This is a genomic window from Pseudomonas sp. JC1203, assembly GCF_056175065.1.
Genome location: NZ_JBWCAM010000004.1, coordinates 76,856 through 92,642 on the forward strand (window position 1 = coordinate 76,856; position 15,787 = coordinate 92,642).

Sequence of the window (15,787 nt, forward strand, 5' to 3'; positions counted from 1 at the left end):
GTATAAATGGAGATCTCAAATGAAAGACCATAAGATTTCTACTATCGCACCTGAAATACTCAAGAAAATGTTTCTACACTCTCACAGCATGCAGAAAATGACTGAGTATTATTCAAAAACCCCAATGGGGAGATGTGGAAATTCCAATTTAGCCCAAGAAGTATTCCCGGACAGCCTCAAGTGCCTGCCCGCTAAAAAAAATATTGTAGATAAGTAGCTCCGATCACCATTACCCTGGGCGGGGGTCTTTGGCCCCTGCCTGACAGATTACATGCTTTGCGACTACTATCAATAGGCTGGAGACTGTGCCCGGCTTTTCTCACCTTCAAATTTTTTCGCTTTAGGCTCAAGGTTTTCCAAAACCAACCGTTTGTCATAGGTATGTATCCCTTCGAGCGAATCGCTTTGATCCAACCAACCGATGACTACGCACAGCATTTGAGTGCCGCCATTTTGTTTCCCGAGACGATCCTGGGCAACCGCCAGCGCTGTGCCTGGCAACGTCTGATAAGCGTCATCAAGTCTTCAGAAACCCTTTCTGCATTTGATAAAGCAGCAGCATATGTAGAGGGTTACGCACATGCGCTGGTCGACAGCGACCAGATCGAGATTTCCATCGAACGAGATGTGTTGATCATTGAGACTGTCGACGCCTGGCGATGCGCCCGCAGTAACTCCAGCACCTCCACCTATTTGTAGCCACCAGTGAGAACCATGAACTCCATCTTCCAACGCTATGCCGACGACGAAACATCAGACCCGCGCATCCAAATGCCGCAGCGGTTTCTTTCCACGACCGTCAGCCATTACCCAATCGATGTGTTGGCGCGCCACCTGGAAAAATACTTGGTGGATCCGTCCTCCACTCATGATCGTTACCCATGGGCGGCTCGATTTGTTATGGGTATGCCAGTGCCGGCTTGGGCGCGTGGGCTGGAGTGGAACGTAGGCCAGCAGGCTCGTTTCATTACTGCTGTTTGGTCAGGGGCTGATCTTGGGAGCTACCTTACGAACGACTGGTGCGAGCCGGCTGACACAGGCAGGGGATTGACGGAGAACAGCGAGATTCTGGTCGATGGCCAGCAACGGCTTCATAGCCTTGAGGAGTATTTCCTTGATCGTCTTGCGGTACCAGATGCACAAGGTCAGGCAAGGGTCTGGTCTGAACTCGCCAATGTTGAGCGGAAGCGATTTTTGTCGACGATCTTTACGCAGGCCAAGGTGTCGTCTGCGGACGAAGTAGCCTTGCGAAAAACATATGATCTTTGCGCGCAGGGCGTTATGCCCAGGTCATTCGAGCAGCGCACCTTTCGGTAGTCAGCGACGCTAAGGTTGTCATGGCATGCCCCTGCGGGGAACGGCTGTCGTTAACCAAGCCCTGTCTACGACAGGTCTTGGCCCTTCGGGCTTCCATCCTCATGCCCTACGACCCTCCTGGTCTGCGCGCTCCGCTTGCAGAGCGATCCGACTGACCTTCTTGCTTGGACATTGGCTACCGCTCCCACATACTGCTGAGCATCCGATCAAAGATGAGGCCGGGCAAATGGGTTGGCTATTTTGGAAAGACAAGCGGCCAGCGTGGGTTCAGGCAGAGGAACGGGAGTTCATTAAGGCTGCGAACCGCTTAAAGACGCTTCACGTCACGCCTCGCGGTGGCATGCGTATTGATCCAGAGGAGATCAGGGATCAGATCCTTGAGGCCCGGGAGTTATACAAAGACCTGGTTCGAAAATAACGGTAGCAAGCAGGCAACCTGCTTAAAGCTTTAGCCCTTTAGAAAGCCTTAAGCCTCGCCTCAATGCCGGCATCTTTGGCCATCGCAATCATGATGTCGACGCGGTCGGCGTCCATGATGAAGCCTACGTACTCGTCACCGCCGGTATTCAGGTGCAGGTAGCGTTTTCCGCACCTGGACAGCCACTCATCAAACTCGGCTAGCACTTGCACAACGGTTAGCCCCTCGCGTTGTCGGTATGGATACAGTTCCCAAATGCCACAGGCCTTGATCAGACAAGGGGCCAGATATTCGAAGCCATCGAACCCTTTCCAATCTATGGCGAGCAGGACGATGTGCTCTAGCGATTGTCCTTTGCCAGGATCCAGCAAACCTTCTGTCAGCGCGCTCGACGGCTCTTCACCCTGGCCATAGAAACGCATGACTCGTCGAACGAGACGCGCTTATTCCTTTTCAGGTATACGGGCCAGTAGGCTCTGGGTGAAAGCCTTGAGCTTAGCGCGGAAAGGGTGAAGCTCTCGCATGATTGCAGCCTCACTCAACGGTGGCTCATTGGCGGGCGGTTGAGTGAAGCGGCCACCGAACAATCGATCCAGAAATCCCATACATCCTTCTTCCGTGTACGGAATGCGTGCGCCCTGCCCCATCGATATTCAGTGTTCGCCTGGGTCAGAGCGTTAGGGGGTGCACAAGTTGGGCGTGGCCTTCGGCACGGCAGTCGTGAACCAAGCCGCACCTAAGGGCGTCTTGACCCGTCGGGCCTCCATCCTCACACGCTCATTTGCTTACAAAACGCAGGCACTGCCCAAGCATACCCATCTGTTGAACGTTCTAGAACGTAGGGCAAGCGATGACCACGTAGAATATGCGGTACTGGCTGAAAAGTTCGCGACACTGTCCACGGTCTCGCAGGTGCGTTCGATGACTTCCATGTGCGGCTCCCTTGCGTGGTGGTTGGGAGAAAGATTCTGATCCAAGGCGCCCGCACCTCGCCAGGATTAGTGTATTGATAAACCGGCGAAGTGTGGGGCCTGGCGCTACGGGCAGACACCCTCGTATCTCCGCGCCCAGCTTAGCTTGCGGTTAGCCTGTCGTTGCTTGCTCGACGTGTCACGCTCTGGCTCACTTTCGATGATCATTTGCTGTTGGATAGCCATTGATCAGTAGCATAATATTGCGTTGAAAAATCAGATCGACCTACATGGAGCGCGCCATAGCATGGATACAGAGTTGGAGAGATTCCTCCATCTGATTTCAACAATCAATATTGGGAAGATAAATCTCGTCACAGGAAACAATGGCACTGGTAAATCTCGTTTTTTTGCAGCTGCAGCTGCCCAAGCAATTAGCAAAGCAGGAGTTCTTGACTTAAGATTTCGACAGCTATTATGTCTATCTGGCACCCACAATGATAAATATCCGCGACAAATCTGGAATGCAGGCCCTGATGACTGGGGTATCTGCTACCTAGGTTATAAAGTCGCCAACAATATGATTTCTGATATTGCACCATTTCGCGTTATCGTCAGCGCCATATTGGGCGAAGGTTCAATGCGCCGGAGCAACCCAGAGGCTATCAGTTTTTGCCTAGAGAAGCTCAACATCGCTCCAGAAATAAAGCTTCATTTCAGATATGGGAAAAATAGGAAAGACGGACTATCCGATTTTGTTAGTAACGAAGTAATCGTCAATCTCGAGTCCGTCCAAGAGGATATGACGCTGCTTGCTATCAAAGGAGCACTCAAAGAAAAAGGACTCTCACTTCAAACAATATCAGTGAAGAGGAATAGCCGATATTACACGCTGTCAGATCTGAGCTCTGGTGAACGGGCATACATGCTCACCTTACTTGGGGCATTATACTGCGCAAAAAACGAGGCGCTCATATTTTTTGACGAACCTGAAAATTCCTTACATCCTGGCTGGCAAAAAACCATCCTCAGGGATTTTCGGAAAGTTCTAGAATTGAACGGCATCCGCACCACAATTTTGGTTGCGACCCATTCGCCTCTGATAGCCGGAAGTGTGCCTAATAACGATGCCTTTACCTGCAATTTTCCTACCGGCCAGAGATGGCATGAGTCTGACCTATATGGCAAGACAGCTGATAGCACATTAAAAGATCAGTTTAGCATTTACTCTTCCCGCTCTACAACTGTCGTCAAAATTACGCAGATATGCCTTAGCTTTATAGCGAGGGGTGACCTAGACCACCCCGAACTATACCGAGCGATTGATACTCTGCTTGAATTCGGATTGATTCCCGAAACTGGCGACCCGATGCGCGAAATCCTCCATACCTTGTCCTATTTGAGAGAGCATCATGAATTGCCCTGACCCCCTGCTGCTCGATCACGCGAAAATCCTGCGATATAAGCCTTACAAGGCGCTAATTGCAAACTTCCTGAGCAGCCAGATGAAATGGAGTGATGATGAGCTAAAACCAGTTAGAGATGCAATTAGATCTTCAATCAGAAAATCACAAGCTCAGTCCTGTTATTACTGCCGAAGAAATATTCCATTAGAGCGAAGGAACGTCGGGGAGGCTATCGAACACTTTCTAGACAAGTCGAAACCGCACTACAGAAGATGGGCATTCCACCCATTAAACCTAGTAATTGCATGCCAGCCTTGCAACATGGTGAAATCGACAAAAGAATTAGGTAACAACGCCGTAAAAGTGGCATCTTTTCTTCAGCCGCTCATCGGCGAGTTTAAATGGCCTCACCCTTACTTTGATAGCTACACGGAGAATGTACAAAAATCACCTGGGCCGATTTTCTCTGCTGTACCAGGCTCTCCGCGCCAGCGGCAAGCAGCTGCTATGATTACCGACTTGAAACTCGACTCTCTTGCTAATCTGGACGACAGGGTACAATTCGCCGCATCTGAGCTTCAAAACCTACAAGCGAGGCTCTTAAGAGTGGCACGCAGGCGAGGCAGGATAATATCCCAAGACCGGTATGATGCGTTTCTGAATGAAATCGAAACTAGGCTTGACAGAGCAATGTTTGAAATATTCGGGATCTAATACGTAGTGAGCACCGCTACTTAGGGCCAATCACTAGGTAGCGGCACCGAAACAGAAACGTCGATTTGCATGCTTAAACCATCCATCGAATGTTCACGTGGCGGTGTCGCCTTCGCGCCGCAGGCACGGACTAAGCTCTATACACGAAAGCCAACCTTGGATGTGCATGCGAACATTGCCGGTCTCTACGACTATCTCGACTGCCAACCTGAAACTCGTTGCCAGCTCAAGCGCTGCTGAACGAAGCATTTCCTATCCCCCATAAAGAAGGGCCCCGCAGGGCCCTCTATTTGCACTCAACAGATTTTTACTGGGCCAGCCAGCTCTCGACTGTGTCGGAACCGTGTTCCGCTTTCCATTCCTTCAGCACTTTGTGATTGCCACCCTTGGTCTCAACCACTTCACCCGAATGAGGGTTCTTGTAAACTTTAACTGCGCGAGCCTTCCGGGTGCCCTTGGTCTCAGCGGCTGCAGGAGCGCGGCGGCTATTGGACTGAGGATCCAGGATGGCGACGATATTGCGCAAGCTGTAACCATACTGACCTAGCAGGTCACGAAGTTTCGTTTCGAATTCAATCTCACGCTTTAGACCATCATCATTTTTCAGTGTTTCAAGCTCGGCCAACTGGGCAGCAAGCTGCTGTTCAAGCGCGCGGAATTCAGCAAGACGGGACATAGAGCACCTCAGATATTCAGTGGTGGCAGTATAGTCAGCGCCGTCAACTGTAGACAATCGCAGGGTGCGTCTGAGGCTAAATGCTGGATGCTGACCTTGCTGACCTGTGAGCACCCAGGTGCTGCATTTCAACCTGCCATTGAGCCAGAAATTTTTCCCAATCATGAGCGTACGGGCCTACGGTCAAGCGCGTCGATCCAATGCTCGCTTGCAGAAAACGCTCACACCAGGGCTGCGGAATACTAGCCTCGTTCACAATGTTGATGCCTGAGATGTGCCCCTCAATCTGAACTGTTTTGCGGACAGCATCGATATCGAGGCCTGGATGAATATGGTTGAGGTCGACGCGCTCCTGGGCTTCGATGTCGTCTAGAACATCCACAATCGCGGCAGCCTTCTGATCACCCGGTATCAAATGCGACAGTGTCCAGAGCGCTTTGCGTCTGACAGACTCGCGCGAACGAAGATCATAGGCCATGTCCAATACCTCGATTTGAAGCAGTTGCCAGCCGACGATAAAGGTCGGCCAGGAGGCGAGCATCTAACAGCGCGTGGTGCGGAAGTTCTGGCAGCACCACGTCGCCGATATCATCCGTTTCTAAATGCCTGAACAGCAGGATCAGGTTGGTTGCGCGATTGGCAACGTTAACTGGCCAACGATGATTGACGTAGGCCAATTGGCAGAAGAGATCCCAATCCCAATCCGGGGCGTCCGAGCAGATCTCGAGCGGGCCTTCAAGGCTGCCCAGGAAAGCGAGCAGTGAGGTTTGAGCTTCGACCAAGGGTTGCCCATGTTCAGGTAGGTTGAGCTGAGGCAGGACGTTCTGAATCACGAAGTCGCCGCAGTCTCCCACTAGGTAGGTGTCTGTGAGTTCGACGTAGTATTCGTGGCCGGCTTCGGACACGAGCGCCAGGGAAATCAGCTTGGTATCTCGGTTCAGCTGTGTGAACTCGCAGTCCAAAAATACCTTTATCCCCCCTCCCCTGTGAGTACCTTGTTCATGCGTGTCGGTGTACCTTTGGTAGAACGATCAAAGCCGACTGGTATCCCTCTATGACTTTAACCCATTGCCCTGACCAGTCTATGCCAGCAGTCACGGCAAGGGAGGTTTGTCCGGTGCTGCGCGGTGCCATCGTCGGGCGGCGCGTGATAGCTACCCTAGTGGACGAGAGGCATTGATCGCACGGATTCGCGATCAACTTGATGCAGGCGAAAGCGATGCCACAGACCCACAGCCTGCTTGATGCTCGAATCATCGCATCGATGCCTTGATGCCTTGATGCCTTGATGCCTTGATGCCTTGATGCCCAATATCTGCTTTTTTGGGAAACCCACCCAAAACGACCTTTTTTCTAGGGCTTATGCTTACCTCTCACATGACGAGGTACTGAAGATGTTTGATTTTCTGAAGAAAAGACGCGAGGCCGAACAGCAGCGCAAAATCGAACGAGTCTTGGAGGCCCAAGAAGCGTTTTTGGCTCTGTACGAGACATCCACGCCGGTCACGCTGCAGGAGGAACTCAACGCCGTAGCTAAAAGTTTTGAGCAAGGCCGGCGCGATGATCGAGGGTGATTTGAAGTGACATTGTAAGACCAGTTTCGGCATTCACGGGTCGCTTGAGGGGGTAATGAGGAGTAAATTAGGGGGAATTCGTATACCTCTCATTGCCCCCTGAAAACCTCAAAATAATCTCTCAACACTATGATATACAACGGTTTTTTCTTTTAGCTCAAGTATAGGCTTCTCTAGAAGCGTCCCTGCGCCTTGAAGTACAAGGGAGCCAACGTAGAGTAAGCAGGGTTAGCAACCATGTTGGAATTAGCTAAAGAGATTGTAAGTAGCGGGCCTTCGGGAGTTATCGCCTTGCTGGCATTCGCAGCATTCGGCGTAGCTTGGAAAGCTCTGTCAGTGCTGGAATCAGTGAAAAAGAAGGACAAGGAATGAGGCCCTGGTCGAAAGTGCCGGCATGGTGGTCTGATGAGATTGCGCTCCTTCGAGGAGGGGCTCATGCAGGTCGGTCTCAGGCGATGCTTCGTGTCGTCTTCGCGCTGGCGACAATGACCCCTACGGCGAAGACATACACAGTCGTCTCCTCTGTCAGTGAGCTGATGGAGCGCACAGGATTAAGTCGGCCAATGGTTCGCCAGGCCTTGGTTGACGTGGAAGCGCGGGGGTGGATTCGACACAAGGCTGGTGGAGGCAAGCTCAAGTCCGAGTACACGCTGGCATGCCCACATTTCGAGGCAGAAAAGGACGGTTACTACTACAAAATCCCGAACAAAGAGATTGTTAAGAACCTTCCGAAGATCTCTCGCCGAGGGGAGAAGGCGCTTGCGGCGCTTAAGATCTACGCCGTGCTACTGATCGTCCGACCGAATCAAGCAAGGATCTCGAGCATCAATGTCGAGAACTTGAGAAATAGGGCTGCTGTGCAGTGGACTTCTCTAAGAGACGGCTTATCGATCCTCGCTACGCACGGCATGATCGTTGTCGATAAAGCCCCTGGTGATGATGGTGAGTACGTGAAAAACCAATACGTGATCAAGGGGGACATTGTTAGAGAAATCCCGGCATGATCCATGGCAGCGCTAGGTGAGGTAGTATTGTCGCCGGATGACGTGTGGAGACGCGAGATGAGGGCCCCAGAACGATATGCCAAGCTGATCTACAATTTGACCACATAGCAATCGGGCTATGTGGTCAAAGGAGGCGAAATGAGTTCTTTCGACGCTACTTGCAGCTGTCATCTAGACTTCCTGATAAACCAGTTTTGCATAGCTTGCGATGGTAGCAAGGTACGCAACAAAGATCGCGAAGCTACTATTCTCCGTAACCGAGACAGAAAGCTTCCAACACAAATTGAGTATTTGGAATTTGATGGCGGTCACTGCAAGCAGAAATATAAGTCTTTAACCGAGGATTGGCAGTGCCCGTGTTGCAACCGGACTAGATTCCAGTTGCTTCGCTGGACTATGAGATTTCCTAAAAGCCCATCACGGTTTGAAGGTTGGGTTGCTGGTCTTCATACACATCATGATCATGCCAGTGATGCCTATGGAGGGATGTATACCTTTCAAGGAGCTGCAGCCGCAAGATTCGCCCCGGTAATAATTTGCGAACAGTGTAATTCCGCAGATTCCTCAGCAAAGAAAAAGCTACGACTGCCTGAAAACTTTACCTTTACCCCGATTGAGATTAAAAGCTTTATTTATCCCACTGCACACGGCTGGCACATTATAAATTACACGATAGCACAGGATGCGTATAACAAATTCGTAGCGTCGAGGGCTTTACCAAAATTCTTTTGAGTCAATTTGGATGGAGTTTAATTTATTTTCAAAAAAGGCTCAATTGAATGGCCAGCTTGGTGATGACGACACTAAATAAAGGACAACTATGAGAAAACATAATATCCAAAGTCTTCACCTTTATCATCGACCTTCTTAACATCATTCTTCTGGCCGTCAACATCACTGTAGCCATCGTTCCACCTACCGTACCTACAACTCAACCAATCCCGATCATCCTGATCACCTACCACCACTGTTAATACGACCCCACCCCCGGCTCAACTGGGTGGCTAGGTTCCGACATCGCACTTGATCCGCAGGAAGAAGGGAGCATCTGCCTAGTAATGCTTGAATACAGGCCACGCCTTCCTCAGCTTTTGCTAACCTAGCTGATTATGAAATCACCAGGCAGGGAGATCGATTTGAGCACCGAAGCGACAGGGGTTACCGGATTTAGCATCCATGGATTTTTGACTAGCGACATACAGGAAACGATTGATCATGTTACTGGAGAAAATCCAGAGTGGTTTTCTCTGCTCAGGGATATCAACCAGCTCCTGCAGAAAATAGTTATTTCAGGATTTGAAAGGCATCATGGCAATACCATGGATGTGAAGGTGCTCACAATGTTCTCTGCCCTGAGGTCACTGAGCAATTTTCAGTCAGCTATTATGAACCTTGAAAGAGGCATGGTAGTAGAAGCAAGGATCATGGCTAGGTGTCTTTATGAAAACTCATTTTGTATCGGCGCCTTGGTAGACAATCCTGATACATTTATCCCATTACTAAAACACGACAACGTAGCTGCAAAGCGGGGTCAGGCTGTAGCATTGAAAGAAGGCAGCTACTCTTTAACTGCCGACGTTGAAGCAGCGATGGATGAGCGGATATCTGGAGACAAGGGGAAGCACTTGAAGTGGAAATATATTGCCGAATTGTCTTCGCTCTCTAGTAATTACCTTATGTACAAGCATCTTTCTGACGACGCTATGCACTATTCAGCCTCTTCGCTAAAACGCTATATAGTCTCCCACAAAGAAAGTAATACCTGGAGTGGTTATAGGTTTGCGCCCGCTACAAAAGATGAGGTGATTCGTGCAGCTAATTTTTGTGTATCACCTACCCTGGCAATCATGATTGGCTTTCTCGAGGCAACAGACGATACATCATATGATAGAGAGGTAAACCTGGTGCTGGACAGATTTACCTCTATCACCTCAAAGGGCTTGTGAGATTTAATCCTGCTTATCTGATTCGAATGCTGTGATAAATATTCTTTTCCCGTCAGGTGTTCTCATGACGATGCCGCCATTTCGTAGTACCTTGGCATCGTCAATTTTTTCTAGCAACTCTTCTCTTTTATCTTTGTTAGTTTTATATATTGTGCCAACCGACTTTCGATATATGGCATCATACATATCATTCATTAGCTCTACATGTTCACCAAGAATGACTTTTAGATCTACTTCGGTATGTTGCAGGGTTGTATTGTTGTAGTAATCACAGCGCATACCTGAAAGGGTAAATCTAACTGGAACAAAGCTTTCAGTGTTTCCAGCCTCGCGATTAGCATAATTGACACTATGCGCGCCAAGTTTATTCCTGACTTCACGTACCTGAAGGTTTGCCACTTTGCTCTCGATGTCACGAAGGTTCATGACGTTTGCAATCCGGTGTAGGTTGAGAAGGGCTTGTTGCTGGATGTACGTGGCGTTCAATACGCCATACAAGCGGATGTATTTTTCCCCGAAGTCGTCATACTTCGTGGGGCCATCAAGGCCATACTTGCAAAAATGCTCAATGCCTAAAAGGCTGTCGTTGATAATGTCCATCGATGAGCAAATGAAGCCCCAGTCTTCAGGCTTTGTAAGCTTGAGCGCAGATTGAATAAAGACCTCGAAGTCGCCGTGATCAGGCGTGTGCCGCATCGCTTTTTCGTTGATCAGTTCGCGGTATGCTTCGTTGTAGTGATGTAGCGCTTTGAAGAGCTGTTCGATCATCAAATTGGAACTCCCTATGGAGGGTTCAGACTACACCAGGACGCCGAGAACACCAAAGTGGCGATCAGGTTGAGCATTATGACACTGCAACTACTGTGATGTGCTCGACTACTGCAAAGCGTGTGTGAGCACGGATGGACGGCGCTGCTCTTTCGACTCGGGAGGTCGATACGGGACTTACCCAATCGCCCTGCTGTCGACTTGGGAGCACCGAACAATAGAAGGGATGCTGCACCAGCTTTAATTGCTTTAGAAGTCAGGTGCGCGCCCTGCCGGGGGCCGGCTGTCGTGAACCAAGCCGCTAAACCGCCGCGTCTTGGCCCTCCGGGCTTTCATCCGCGCGCCTGCGCGCTCCGCTTGCGATCAACATCGACGATGTGGACGACCGTGAGGACATCGATGACAGCCCGCCCCAATCCATCACTTATGAAGTTTGCTGAAACGACTGGACAGCGTTGCAGGATCCATAGCCGTCCAGGACTGAGGATCAGATGTGGCATTGAGCATTTGCCATGCAGCGTGCAGGAAAAATGCTGCTGCCAAGCCGCCTTCTACAACTGCCCAGGTCGTGATTTGTGTAAGTCCGCTGCCCGGCTCTGCCAAGTGCAGAAACAAGAGTAAGTAAAGCGAAATCGGCCATCCCACAACGAATACAACTGCGAAAGCTATGAATGCATAGACAAGAAGTAGAAATGGGACTTGTAAGCGATACTTGGTAGCAAAATTTTTCACACCGCTACCGTTTTCAAAGCCGTATAAGACACCAAAATTTTTCTCTTTACTCTTGGAGTTTTTGAGGATGGTGTACAGCGTGACGTTGTCACCCTCATTCAATTCCTCGAAGAAATCTGTCTCCATCTGGATATTGGGTATTTTCTGACCATCAAGACTCACGGTCGCTTTAATCCCTTTGTTCATGCGATCAGTCACTTTGACGTAATCAAGCTTTCCAGAGACCTTAGCGCAGTCGAATTTAATCACTACATATCCTATGAATTTAACCATTCGTAAAATGTGAAGCAGCCACACCAGGTTGGTCAGCCAGGCTGGAAGTATCGTTCCAGACGTCCCGCGCCCCGGCGCCCGCCCCACAGAGGGGACTATAGACCGTCGAGTGGGGCATGGCAATCTGACTTCATGCTCCATTTCTTGGAGCTGTCTTATGCTGCCCCGCTCCGCACTCGCGGCTGTGATCCGCGCTCTCAGAACGCTGAAGGGTGTAAGCCAAGCGGAATTGCCCGCTGATCGAAAGCACCTCTACAAGCTCGAGGCCGGCTTTTCAAATATCAGTCTAGAGATGCTCGTCCAGTTGGCTGAAACGCTAAAAGTGGAACCGTCCACGCTCATGGTTCTGCTGCAGTCTGCATACCAAGAGGCGTCTACGGACTCCATTCTGGAAAGGATCAAGTCTGATTTGAACGAGTTTGGTCGTCTGGGCGGGCCTGCAGAATTGGTTAGACAGCTTGAACTGGGAGGACAGCAAGCTAAGAACGCCGCCAGGGACGACCGGACTGCAGCCATTCAGGAATGTAAAGCCAGAGGTCTCACGCAGCGGGAAACTGCTACCGAGCTCTCCCTCTCAAAATCCACGGTCGCTAGGGCTTGGTGACGAGATGCCATGGCGTACTGTTGCCCTGGAGAACATTTGCCCCCCCGGCCCCCTCTTGCGCCTGAGATATGACTAGGCGCTTTCTTCCTCAGCCTGGAAGACCTCAATGAGCTTCTGGTTATAGTCATCAAGGTAGCTCTGAAGCCCATCGCGGTCGATTAGTCGCACGCCCGCAGTGCTGGCCAATTCCTTTGCTGATTTCGTGTAGTAGGAGTTCGTGACGACCATCGCCTCGTCACATCCGTAGAAGGCTTTAGCAGAGATGGCTTGCTGCACAGCTGCGTTGCCTACAGAGCCCGAATAGTTTTTAGCCTGGATGACCATGTTTTTACCGAACCGGGTAACGAAGAGATCGGCGCCCTGATCGGCAGTCTTCTTGGTCTCTTTGACGTCGTAGCCGATGGTTTGGAAGATCTCAACCAGGAAAGCTTCAAACTGAAATCCGTCCATAGCATCTACCAGATACATGGTGATGAACTGATTCGGATTGAAATGCTCCAGCTGAGACCCTAGCCGCTCAACGAGAATGTCGAAATAGATCTCCTCGCAGAGGCTCAGGCCAGTCCGAAAAACCTGTAGCGGCAGAAGTGGCACACCAGATGTCGAAGCGGCTTGGGGATTGAATTGGACATTGGGGAATGCAACGTCATTTTCCCACAGGTAGTAATAGAACAAAGCCAAGTCAGACCTAAACGTTGTCCCAGCCTCTTCAATCCAAGAGCGCAATGTGTCGGCCAGGTCAGCTCGAATGTGGCGGGTAAGCTCTCTCGAGAAACCCAGGTAAACTGAGTTGAAGGCGGTTGTTTGCAGCAGCTTGTCCATGAGCGAAGGAAGCCCTTCGAGCTCGTCAAAGCCTTTGCGAATTAAAACCTCCCTGAACAGCTCCCTTTCGCTGTAGACGCCATCCAAGCGTGGGCCGGGCACGCCCGCGTCATCACCACTACCTGCACTCTCGCGGGTCGTGTGGATGAAGTTTGTGAAATACGGATGCTTCAGCTCCGCGTATTTTCTCAAGACATTGTTCAGGAGCTCGTTGAGCTGGGCTTGCTCTTTCTTCTTACCGAAAAAGTCCTGAATCAAGCCTTTGGATCTGTACTGAAAATCAGGGTAAAACGAAGGATCCAGCGGTGTGAGGTGTCGCAGAGTGAGCTCTGATGAAGGGGAAACCTGGGAGCCCATGCACCATGGACATGCCGTCTCGAAGATAGTCCTGCTGCATCCGTTGCACTGGTAAATCATCGATTCATCCCTTCCTAAGTCATCGCGCGCACTCACGCCTATCCTGCAAGCGACAATAGCTCAGTGCCACCACTCAGTCCACGAGCACGTTTACATTGCACACAGAGACATCAAAAGTGGCGAAATTTCATCAAAGTGGTTAAGTGCCAGGCCGGCTAACCTAGGCACCTTTACTGCCTACGAACAGGTTGTGACTGAAAAACTTGAGCCCCTCGCGAAAGATATGGCTCGCGCATCATCGCGGCGTCACTCAATGAGGGCTCACTGGAGGTGATTGGGTGAAGCGGCCACCGAACAGTCTTACCAGAAATCCCATAACCCGCTCTTCCTTGGACTGGTGGCTCGCACACTGCCCCATCGCAGATTACCTTTTTACCTCAAACACCAAGGTGAGCGATCACGCGAAAAAAAATGGGAAAAATAGATCCACTTTTTATCTCAAAAATTCCGCGTCAGGCCTTCAGAAACGAGGCTTGTAGAGTTTCAACAAATACGCAAAAAAATGCGCAGATTTAACCCGACAATCGTGCACTGCTGGCAGCCTCGATGACGACATCCAAGCTCTGTGTGCTGAACACTGGGAAGGCGGCGCCGTGGCTTACGGGTGTCTATCCTCGCGCCTGTCGGCCATCGCGGCCGGCGCGCTCGGCTTGCCCGGGTGCTTAGTCCGTGCCCTCTTCCATGGCAGCATCGGCGACAGCCTGGGCAGGTGCTTTTGTCGGTCTACGATTTCGTCGATCTTGGCCACGTTTGCGTGATTGCCGCTTCGCGTGCATCGCCTGAGAAGTTGTGACAGCGCCCACTGCTTGGCCGTTTAAATCCAAGCGCGGCGCATTCTCGACCATGCTTGTCCAATATCGAGCTCCTTGACACCAGGTCGAGATAGCCAGTTTGAGCTGCTCTTGAGTTATTCCGAGCAGCTCCAGGTGCTGCTCAGCGTCTTTGAGAATGCCCTCCTTCAGCGGTACCTTGGGGGCAGGATTGACTGGGAAAGCCAATGGGAAATGCTTCTGTAGTCGCCAGATCGCTTCAACTGCTGGATCTTGAACTCGAGGCTTCGCCTCTGGGGCGGGCTTCCGCTTGGAATGTATCGCAGTCTCGGCCTTCGCTTGCTGTGTTTCAGCCTGCAGACGGTCACGTAGTTCAGCTAATTTCTCAAAACCCATTGGTCAAATCACTGCCTGGAAGTAAATGCGTCGTCCAAGGATATGGCATGTGGCGAGTGAGTGCACCGAAACGTAAGCATCCGGCGAACTCACCTAGGCGCGAAGGGCGAGCATGATCCGTTCTGAGACGCCAGTATTTGAGTGTCGCCTTGCTGTCTCATCGCTTTAGGGAGGGATGTCATTACTAGAAATCCTCTCCCATAGCAGGAGCTACTCTTCAGGTAGCAGGTGAGCGGTGAGGTGTTGGCATCAAAAATGCTGTCCCGAAGTGTGACGTTTCGATGACAGCACAGTCTTATAACTAGGCAGCCCCCATGGAGCCTACCTAGTCGTAAGTGCAAGGTAATGGAGGTGAACATGAAAGCCAGAGCCACAGTGATATGCCGCAAGGATAATCATGTCCTCTATGTGCGCAAGCCAAAATCAAAATGGGCACTACCTGGTGGCAAGATAGAGTCAGGCGAAACACCTGCTGAAGCCGCCGTGCGTGAGCTTGAAGAGGAAACAGGAATCGTTGCTGACAATCTCATCTATCTCGCACGCTTTGAGAAGGACAATACCACCCACTTCGTTTTCATTACTGCACTCCAAACTGGTGAGAAGCCGTCTCCTAAAAATGAAATTGCCGCGTGCAAGTGGAGCCACTGGAAGCGATTTCGCGATATTGAGTCGAGCCCTATAACAAAGGCAATCGTGAGAGCGTTCGCCGACTTCCAACCCAATCACTGAGGCTGTTCGGACTGCTTTACGCAATGATCGCCCATTCTTCCTGAATCAGTGGCGTAGGAGCCGTTTAAGCAGCAGCAGTGCGACGGCACCAATAGCGATTGCAGCAACAGGTTTCTCTTTTACGAAGGTAGACACGCTATCGAGTGCATCGCCATAGGATTGAGTCAACTGACCGGAGGCCTGGCGTCCCGCCCCTTCGGCTTCAATCTTCGTATCACCCAGTAATTTTCCTACGGCGCTCTGAGCTTTGCCGGCAACCTTCTCTACAACGCCTTCAACCTGTTCGCTCTTCATGATTCACAAACCTTTA

General features: G+C 50.8%; 22 protein-coding genes. 13 read left to right on the forward strand and 9 right to left on the reverse strand.

The features are described 5' to 3' along the window. Positions 1 to 19 precede the first annotated feature (19 nt). From AC0SZ7_RS07770 to AC0SZ7_RS07780, 3 genes are all read left to right on the forward strand, one after another. Positions 20 to 217, forward strand: coding sequence for a hypothetical protein (locus AC0SZ7_RS07770; protein ID WP_475503844.1), 198 nt, complete (start codon positions 20 to 22; stop codon positions 215 to 217). Between the two features lie 188 nt (positions 218 to 405). After that, the gene (locus AC0SZ7_RS07775; protein WP_475503845.1) at positions 406 to 699 is read left to right on the forward strand and encodes a hypothetical protein; all 294 of its coding nucleotides are present in this window, start codon (positions 406 to 408) and stop codon (positions 697 to 699) included. Positions 700 to 714: 15 nt separating this feature from the next. Then, positions 715 to 1,317, forward strand: a complete 603-nt coding sequence (locus AC0SZ7_RS07780; protein WP_475503846.1) for a hypothetical protein — start codon at positions 715 to 717, stop codon at positions 1,315 to 1,317. 456 nt (positions 1,318 to 1,773) lie between these two features. Here the strand turns inward: AC0SZ7_RS07780 and AC0SZ7_RS07785 are convergent, their stop codons facing one another. Next, positions 1,774 to 2,157 carry a DUF6630 family protein gene (locus tag AC0SZ7_RS07785; RefSeq protein WP_475503847.1) on the reverse strand — a complete coding sequence of 128 codons (384 nt, stop codon included), beginning with the start codon at positions 2,155 to 2,157 and terminating at the stop codon, positions 1,774 to 1,776. Positions 2,158 to 2,953: 796 nt separating this feature from the next. On the opposite strand from AC0SZ7_RS07785, the gene AC0SZ7_RS07790 reads away from it, so the two are divergent. Both AC0SZ7_RS07790 and AC0SZ7_RS07795 read left to right on the forward strand, forming a co-directional pair. Continuing rightward, a complete protein-coding gene (locus AC0SZ7_RS07790) occupies positions 2,954 to 4,072 on the forward strand; it encodes an AAA family ATPase (protein ID WP_475503848.1) in 1,119 nt (372 codons plus the stop codon). Next, on the forward strand, positions 4,059 to 4,766 hold the full coding sequence (locus AC0SZ7_RS07795) for an HNH endonuclease family protein (protein ID WP_475503849.1): 708 nt from the start codon (positions 4,059 to 4,061) through the stop codon (positions 4,764 to 4,766). Before AC0SZ7_RS07790 ends, AC0SZ7_RS07795 begins: the two co-directional genes overlap by 14 nt. Before the next feature lie 307 nt (positions 4,767 to 5,073). Here AC0SZ7_RS07795 and AC0SZ7_RS07800 read toward each other — a convergent pair whose 3' ends face one another. From AC0SZ7_RS07800 to AC0SZ7_RS07810, 3 genes are all read right to left on the reverse strand, one after another. Further along, positions 5,074 to 5,442 (reverse strand): histone-like nucleoid-structuring protein, MvaT/MvaU family, encoded by a 369-nt coding sequence (locus AC0SZ7_RS07800; RefSeq protein ID WP_475503850.1) that lies wholly within the window; start codon positions 5,440 to 5,442, stop codon positions 5,074 to 5,076. A 76-nt stretch (positions 5,443 to 5,518) separates the two neighbouring features. Further along, a complete protein-coding gene (locus tag AC0SZ7_RS07805; protein ID WP_475503851.1) occupies positions 5,519 to 5,920 on the reverse strand; it encodes a hypothetical protein in 402 nt (133 codons plus the stop codon). Beyond that, positions 5,910 to 6,404, reverse strand: coding sequence for a hypothetical protein (locus tag AC0SZ7_RS07810; RefSeq protein ID WP_475503852.1), 495 nt, complete (start codon positions 6,402 to 6,404; stop codon positions 5,910 to 5,912). Before AC0SZ7_RS07810 ends, AC0SZ7_RS07805 begins: the two co-directional genes overlap by 11 nt. Positions 6,405 to 6,836: 432 nt before the next feature. Here AC0SZ7_RS07810 and AC0SZ7_RS07815 point away from each other — a divergent pair, with 432 nt between their 5' ends. The 5 genes from AC0SZ7_RS07815 to AC0SZ7_RS07835 all read left to right on the forward strand — a co-directional run bounded on the left by AC0SZ7_RS07815 (position 6,837) and on the right by AC0SZ7_RS07835 (position 9,966). Next, positions 6,837 to 7,016 carry a hypothetical protein gene (locus AC0SZ7_RS07815; protein ID WP_475503853.1) on the forward strand — a complete coding sequence of 60 codons (180 nt, stop codon included), beginning with the start codon at positions 6,837 to 6,839 and terminating at the stop codon, positions 7,014 to 7,016. 237 nt (positions 7,017 to 7,253) lie between these two features. Next, on the forward strand, positions 7,254 to 7,388 hold the full coding sequence (locus AC0SZ7_RS07820) for a hypothetical protein (protein ID WP_258347475.1): 135 nt from the start codon (positions 7,254 to 7,256) through the stop codon (positions 7,386 to 7,388). 191 nt (positions 7,389 to 7,579) lie between these two features. Continuing rightward, a complete protein-coding gene (locus AC0SZ7_RS07825; protein ID WP_475503854.1) occupies positions 7,580 to 8,020 on the forward strand; it encodes a hypothetical protein in 441 nt (146 codons plus the stop codon). Positions 8,021 to 8,158: 138 nt separating this feature from the next. Further along, on the forward strand, positions 8,159 to 8,752 hold the full coding sequence (locus AC0SZ7_RS07830; protein ID WP_475503855.1) for a hypothetical protein: 594 nt from the start codon (positions 8,159 to 8,161) through the stop codon (positions 8,750 to 8,752). 404 nt (positions 8,753 to 9,156) lie between these two features. Beyond that, positions 9,157 to 9,966: a DUF5677 domain-containing protein gene (locus AC0SZ7_RS07835; protein ID WP_475503856.1), complete on the forward strand. Its 810-nt coding sequence runs from the start codon at positions 9,157 to 9,159 to the stop codon at positions 9,964 to 9,966. 3 nt (positions 9,967 to 9,969) lie between these two features. Here the strand turns inward: AC0SZ7_RS07835 and AC0SZ7_RS07840 are convergent, their stop codons facing one another. Continuing rightward, a complete protein-coding gene (locus tag AC0SZ7_RS07840) occupies positions 9,970 to 10,734 on the reverse strand; it encodes a hypothetical protein (RefSeq protein WP_475503857.1) in 765 nt (254 codons plus the stop codon). A 100-nt stretch (positions 10,735 to 10,834) separates the two neighbouring features. Between AC0SZ7_RS07840 and AC0SZ7_RS07845 the strand changes: the two genes are divergently transcribed. Continuing rightward, positions 10,835 to 10,978, forward strand: a complete 144-nt coding sequence (locus AC0SZ7_RS07845; protein ID WP_475503858.1) for a DUF7693 family protein — start codon at positions 10,835 to 10,837, stop codon at positions 10,976 to 10,978. A gap of 176 nt (positions 10,979 to 11,154) precedes the next feature. Here the strand turns inward: AC0SZ7_RS07845 and AC0SZ7_RS07850 are convergent, their stop codons facing one another. Further along, on the reverse strand, positions 11,155 to 11,715 hold the full coding sequence (locus tag AC0SZ7_RS07850; RefSeq protein WP_475503859.1) for a hypothetical protein: 561 nt from the start codon (positions 11,713 to 11,715) through the stop codon (positions 11,155 to 11,157). 181 nt (positions 11,716 to 11,896) lie between these two features. On the opposite strand from AC0SZ7_RS07850, the gene AC0SZ7_RS07855 reads away from it, so the two are divergent. Continuing rightward, positions 11,897 to 12,343 carry a helix-turn-helix domain-containing protein gene (locus AC0SZ7_RS07855; RefSeq protein ID WP_475503860.1) on the forward strand — a complete coding sequence of 149 codons (447 nt, stop codon included), beginning with the start codon at positions 11,897 to 11,899 and terminating at the stop codon, positions 12,341 to 12,343. 72 nt (positions 12,344 to 12,415) lie between these two features. On the opposite strand, the gene AC0SZ7_RS07860 is transcribed toward AC0SZ7_RS07855, so the two are convergent. Both AC0SZ7_RS07860 and AC0SZ7_RS07865 read right to left on the reverse strand, forming a co-directional pair. Further along, positions 12,416 to 13,582: a restriction endonuclease gene (locus AC0SZ7_RS07860; RefSeq protein WP_475504102.1), complete on the reverse strand. Its 1,167-nt coding sequence runs from the start codon at positions 13,580 to 13,582 to the stop codon at positions 12,416 to 12,418. A gap of 662 nt (positions 13,583 to 14,244) precedes the next feature. Continuing rightward, on the reverse strand, positions 14,245 to 14,748 hold the full coding sequence (locus AC0SZ7_RS07865; protein ID WP_475503861.1) for a ProQ/FinO family protein: 504 nt from the start codon (positions 14,746 to 14,748) through the stop codon (positions 14,245 to 14,247). Positions 14,749 to 15,105: 357 nt separating this feature from the next. Here AC0SZ7_RS07865 and AC0SZ7_RS07870 point away from each other — a divergent pair, with 357 nt between their 5' ends. Continuing rightward, complete coding sequence (locus AC0SZ7_RS07870; protein ID WP_475503862.1) at positions 15,106 to 15,477, forward strand: NUDIX hydrolase; 372 nt, start codon at positions 15,106 to 15,108, stop codon at positions 15,475 to 15,477. Between the two features lie 45 nt (positions 15,478 to 15,522). Here AC0SZ7_RS07870 and AC0SZ7_RS07875 read toward each other — a convergent pair whose 3' ends face one another. Further along, positions 15,523 to 15,771, reverse strand: a complete 249-nt coding sequence (locus AC0SZ7_RS07875) for a CsbD family protein (RefSeq protein ID WP_475503863.1) — start codon at positions 15,769 to 15,771, stop codon at positions 15,523 to 15,525. Between the last annotated feature and the right edge of the window lie 16 nt (positions 15,772 to 15,787).

Coding starts and splice junctions, on each gene's coding strand:
- AC0SZ7_RS07830 (WP_475503855.1), top strand. CDS start 8,159: ATGAGTTCTTTCGACGCTACTTGCAGCTGTCATCTAGACTTCCTGATA.
- AC0SZ7_RS07805 (WP_475503851.1), bottom strand. CDS start 5,920: ATGGCCTATGATCTTCGTTCGCGCGAGTCTGTCAGACGCAAAGCGCTC.
- AC0SZ7_RS07860 (WP_475504102.1), bottom strand. CDS start 13,582: ATGATTTACCAGTGCAACGGATGCAGCAGGACTATCTTCGAGACGGCA.
- AC0SZ7_RS07785 (WP_475503847.1), bottom strand. CDS start 2,157: ATGCGTTTCTATGGCCAGGGTGAAGAGCCGTCGAGCGCGCTGACAGAA.
- AC0SZ7_RS07780 (WP_475503846.1), top strand. CDS start 715: ATGAACTCCATCTTCCAACGCTATGCCGACGACGAAACATCAGACCCG.
- AC0SZ7_RS07865 (WP_475503861.1), bottom strand. CDS start 14,748: ATGGGTTTTGAGAAATTAGCTGAACTACGTGACCGTCTGCAGGCTGAA.
- AC0SZ7_RS07815 (WP_475503853.1), top strand. CDS start 6,837: ATGTTTGATTTTCTGAAGAAAAGACGCGAGGCCGAACAGCAGCGCAAA.
- AC0SZ7_RS07840 (WP_475503857.1), bottom strand. CDS start 10,734: ATGATCGAACAGCTCTTCAAAGCGCTACATCACTACAACGAAGCATAC.
- AC0SZ7_RS07855 (WP_475503860.1), top strand. CDS start 11,897: ATGCTGCCCCGCTCCGCACTCGCGGCTGTGATCCGCGCTCTCAGAACG.
- AC0SZ7_RS07825 (WP_475503854.1), top strand. CDS start 7,580: ATGGTTCGCCAGGCCTTGGTTGACGTGGAAGCGCGGGGGTGGATTCGA.
- AC0SZ7_RS07870 (WP_475503862.1), top strand. CDS start 15,106: ATGAAAGCCAGAGCCACAGTGATATGCCGCAAGGATAATCATGTCCTC.
- AC0SZ7_RS07875 (WP_475503863.1), bottom strand. CDS start 15,771: ATGAAGAGCGAACAGGTTGAAGGCGTTGTAGAGAAGGTTGCCGGCAAA.
- AC0SZ7_RS07795 (WP_475503849.1), top strand. CDS start 4,059: ATGAATTGCCCTGACCCCCTGCTGCTCGATCACGCGAAAATCCTGCGA.
- AC0SZ7_RS07820 (WP_258347475.1), top strand. CDS start 7,254: ATGTTGGAATTAGCTAAAGAGATTGTAAGTAGCGGGCCTTCGGGAGTT.
- AC0SZ7_RS07800 (WP_475503850.1), bottom strand. CDS start 5,442: ATGTCCCGTCTTGCTGAATTCCGCGCGCTTGAACAGCAGCTTGCTGCC.
- AC0SZ7_RS07770 (WP_475503844.1), top strand. CDS start 20: ATGAAAGACCATAAGATTTCTACTATCGCACCTGAAATACTCAAGAAA.
- AC0SZ7_RS07790 (WP_475503848.1), top strand. CDS start 2,954: ATGGATACAGAGTTGGAGAGATTCCTCCATCTGATTTCAACAATCAAT.